Below are 4,118 nucleotides of genomic sequence, written 5' to 3' on the forward strand. Positions count from 1 at the left end.
CCGGGGCCCCCGCCCGGCCGGCCTGCCGCGTATCGCCCCGCGCCTCTACCCCACCCCGGCCGACGAGGCCGCCGCCGCGCCCTACGCCGCCCAGGGGCCCTACCTCTGCCTGGCGCCCACGTCGGTGTGGTTCACCAAACAGTACCCCGAAAGCAAGTGGCTGGAGCTGCTGGCCGCCCTGCCGCCCGGCCTGCGCGTGTACCTGCTGGGGGGCCCACCCGACGCACCCGCCTGCGACCGCCTGGCCGTGAACAGCGGCCGCGCCAATGTCATCAGCCTAGCCGGACAGCTGGGCCTGCTGGCCTCGGCCGCCCTCATGCGCGGGGCCCAGATGAACTACGTGAACGACTCGGCCCCGCTGCACCTGTGCTCGGCGGTGGGGGCCCCGGTGGTGGCGGTGTTTTGCAGCACCGTGCCCACCTTCGGGTTTGGGCCCCTGAGCCCGGCCGCCACCGTGGTCGAAACCGAGGAGCGGCTCGACTGCCGGCCCTGCGGCCTGCACGGGCACGCGGTCTGCCCGCTGGGGCATTTCCGCTGCGCCCACACCATCAAGGTAGCGCAATTGCTGGCCCCGCTGGAAGTGAGTTAAAAGTTAAGAAGTGCATCGTTTTCAACTTCTAACGCTCAACTTTTAACTGGCGCTGGCCGGACCTGAAACCTCCGGCCGGCGGCGGTAGTTTTGTGGTCCTTATGATTGATTACGATATCCACGAGTACCCCAACGGCATCCGGCTGCTGCACAAGCAGGTGCTGCACACCAAAATTGCGCACTGCGGCTTTATGCTCGACGTGGGCTCGCGCGACGAGGGGCCCCACCAGCAGGGCCTGGCCCACTTCTGGGAGCACATGGCCTTCAAGGGCACCCGCAAGCGCAAGTCGTTCCACATCCTTAACCGCCTCGAAACCGTGGGCGGCGAGCTGAACGCCTACACCACCAAGGAAAAAATCTGCTTCTACGCCACGCTGCTCAGCACACACTTCGAGCGGGCCTTCGAACTACTGACGGACCTCACGTTCAACTCCACCTTCCCCGGCCGCGAGCTGGAAAAGGAGCGCGGCGTGATTCTGGAGGAAATGAGCATGTACCAGGACGCGCCGGAGGACGCCATCATCGACGATTTCGACACGGTGGTGTTCGGCGAGCATCCGCTGGGCGTCAATATTTTGGGCACCCGCGCGAGTGTAAGCGGCTTTTCGTCCGACGATTTTCACGCCTTTTACAACGAGAACGTGCGCACCGACCGGCTGGTGTTCAGCTCCGTCAGCAACCTACCATTTAAGGAAGTGAAGCGGCTGGCCGACAAGTTTCTGGCGCCGCTGCCAGCGCGGCTGGGGCCCCGGGCACGTAGCGGCGTGGGCCCCTACGCCCGCAAGATGCAGCTCGAAAGCCGGCCCATCACGCAGGCCCACTGCCTGGTGGGGGGCACCGCCTACCCGCTGGCCGACGCCCGCCGCATCCCGTTTTTCATGCTCAACAACATCCTCGGGGGCCCCGGCATGAACTCGCGCCTCAACCTGGCCGTGCGCGAAAAGTACGGCCTGGTGTACACCATCGACAGCACCTACTCGCCCTACACCGACACGGGCATGTTCGGCATCTACTTCGGCACCGAAGGCAAGCAGGTGAAGCGCACCCTGGGCCTGGTGCAGAAGGAGCTGAAACTGCTGCGCGACAAAACCCTGACCACCACCCAGCTGCACGTGGCCAAAAACCAGCTCATGGGCCAGCTCGCCATGAGCGAGGAAAGCAACTCGGGCCTGATGCAGCTGCTCGGCAAGAGCACCCTCGACCTGGGCCGCGTGGAACCGCTGAGCGAAATCTTCGGCCAAATCGAGCACGTGACGGCCGCCCTGTTGCGCGACATGGCCAACGAGTTGCTCACCGAGGAGCACCTAAGCGTGCTGCAATACCTGCCGGAGGAGAAATGAGCCCCAAGGCGCCGGTGTTTGGCCACGTGGGCACGGCGCGGGCCGGCGACCTCTTTGCCTCGCGCCACGAGCTGGCCGAGCGCGGGCAGCACCGGCCGCTGCGGGCGGGCGTGTGCGCCACGGCCCAGCACGGGGCCGAAAGCATCATCCTGGCCGACCAGTACGAGGACGACGAAATCCACGACGACTACTTCTGGTACGCCGGCCACGGCGGGCGCGACCCCAAAACCGGCCGCCAAGCCACCGACCAAATCCTCACGCACCGCAACCAGGGCCTGGTGCGCAGCCAGGCCACGGGCCGGCCGGTGCGGGTGTTTCGGCGCATCGCGGCGGCGCCGGCGGCCCAGCAGTTTCGCTACGAAGGGCTGTTTCAAGTGGTGGCTCACGAGTACGTGACGGGCAAGTCGGGCTACCGGGTGTGGCGGTTTCGGCTGGAGCCTTGGCGGGCGTAGCGCGACCTTTGCGGCGGGCGCTACCGCCCCACCGTTTACCCAGCCCCGTGCAATCAGAAGAGTCCCTGGAACAATACGCTGCCGCCCACACGGCTCCCGAGCCGCCGCTGCTGGCCCAGCTTACCCGCGAAACCCACTTGCAAATGTTGCTGCCGCGCATGAGCAGCGGGCACGTGCAGGGGCGCTTTTTAAGCATGCTGAGCCACTTGCTGGGGCCCCGGCGGGTGCTCGAAATCGGCACGTTTTGCGGGTACGCCACGCTGTGCCTGGCCGAGGGCCTGGCGGCGGACGGACACTTGCACACCATCGAAATCAACCCCGAGCGGGAGGCGCGCATCCGGCGCTACGTGGCGGCGGCGGGCCTGGCCGGGCGCGTGACGCTGCACATCGGCGACGCGCACGACGTTTTGCCCGCGTTGGCCGATGAAGTGTGGGACTTGGTCTTTATTGACGCCGACAAGCGCGCCAACGCCGCTTACTTTGAAGCAGTTATCGGCCAAGTACGGCCGGGTGGATTGCTTATCGTCGACAATGTGCTGTGGAGCGGCAAGGTGCTGCCGGGCCACGCCCTGAAGCCCGGCGACAAGGACACGCCCGCCGTGCAAGCCTTTAACGACCACGTGGCCCGCGACCCGCGCGTCGAGCCCGTGTTGCTGCCCTTGCGCGACGGCTTGCTGCTGCTGCGCAAGCGGTAATTAAAAATTAAAAATGAAGAATTAAAAAAGCTGTCAGAGTACCCGTTACCCGCATTTTTAATTCTTCATTTTTTAATTTTTAATTATTTTTCATTTCTCCTTTCCTTTGATGAAACGCTATTTGTTGCCGCTGTGCCTGGGCTCCGCCCTCGCCGCCCACGCCCAGACCACCGCCGTGCCCGTGAGTGGGCGCGTGGCCGACGGTAAGGACCAGAGCCCGCTCATCGGGGCCAACGTGCTGCTGATTCATCTGCCCGATTCGGTGCGCAGCGGCGTGGCGGCCGATGCCCAGGGCGGGTTTCAGTTCGACAACGTGGCCCCAGGGCGCTATCTGCTCGACGCCTCGTTTGTGGGCTACCAGCGCCTGCGCCAGGCGGTTACCGTCGGGGCCGAGCCACTGCGCCTGGGCACGCTGGCCCTGGCCGCGGGCGGGGTGCAGTTGAAGGGCGTGGTGGTGACGGCCGCCGCCCAGCTGGCCTCGCAAAAGGGCGACACGACGCAGTTCAACGCCCGCGCCTTCAAAACCAACCCCGACGCTACGGCCGGCGACCTGCTCCAAAAAATGCCCGGCGTGACGGTGGGCACCGACGGCAAGGTGCAGGCCCAGGGCGAAACCGTGCAGCAGGTGCTGGTGGACGGCAAGCCGTTTTTCGGCACCGACCCCGACGCGGTACTCAAGAACCTGCCCGCCGATGCCATCGACAAAATCGAGGTGTTTGACCAGCGCAGCGAGCAGAGCCGGTTTTCGGGCTTCGACGACGGTAACACCACCAAAACCATCAACGTCATCACCAAGGCCGAGTACCGCAACGGCAGCTTCGGGCGCGTGGTGGGCGGCGTGGGGCCCGCCGGCCAGCGCGACGCGGCCAGCAACGACGCGGCCCGCTACCGCCTCAGCGGCAACCTGAACAACTTCCACGGCGACCAGCGCATCTCGGTGCTGGCGCAGACCAACAACGTGAACGAGCAGAACTTCGGCACCGACGACCTGCTGGGCGTGGTGGGCAACCTCGAACCAGGGCGGCGGGGGTCGGCGGGCGGG

At 65.8% G+C, this 4,118-nt stretch carries 5 protein-coding genes; all 5 read left to right on the forward strand.

The genetic code is table 11. From position 1 onward, the window contains the following. Positions 1–589 (forward strand): glycosyltransferase family 9 protein (locus BEN49_RS11800; RefSeq protein ID WP_141765653.1); only part of this gene is annotated, 589 nt, incomplete at its 5' end. 101 nt (positions 590–690) lie between these two features. Continuing rightward, positions 691–1,929 carry a M16 family metallopeptidase gene (locus tag BEN49_RS11805; protein ID WP_070743668.1) on the forward strand — a complete coding sequence of 413 codons (1,239 nt, stop codon included), beginning with the start codon at positions 691–693 and terminating at the stop codon, positions 1,927–1,929. Then, entirely contained in the window at positions 1,926–2,381 is a 456-nt protein-coding gene (locus BEN49_RS11810) for a YDG/SRA domain-containing protein (RefSeq protein WP_070743671.1), read from the forward strand. The genes BEN49_RS11805 and BEN49_RS11810 overlap by 4 nt, the downstream gene beginning before the upstream one ends. A gap of 47 nt (positions 2,382–2,428) precedes the next feature. After that, positions 2,429–3,076: an O-methyltransferase gene (locus BEN49_RS11815; RefSeq protein WP_070743674.1), complete on the forward strand. Its 648-nt coding sequence runs from the start codon at positions 2,429–2,431 to the stop codon at positions 3,074–3,076. 109 nt (positions 3,077–3,185) lie between these two features. Then, a partial coding sequence (locus tag BEN49_RS11820; RefSeq protein WP_141765654.1) for a TonB-dependent receptor occupies positions 3,186–4,118 on the forward strand: 933 nt, incomplete at its 3' end.

This window comes from Hymenobacter coccineus (genome assembly GCF_001816125.1).
Classification (GTDB): Bacteria; Bacteroidota; Bacteroidia; order Cytophagales; family Hymenobacteraceae; genus Hymenobacter; species Hymenobacter coccineus.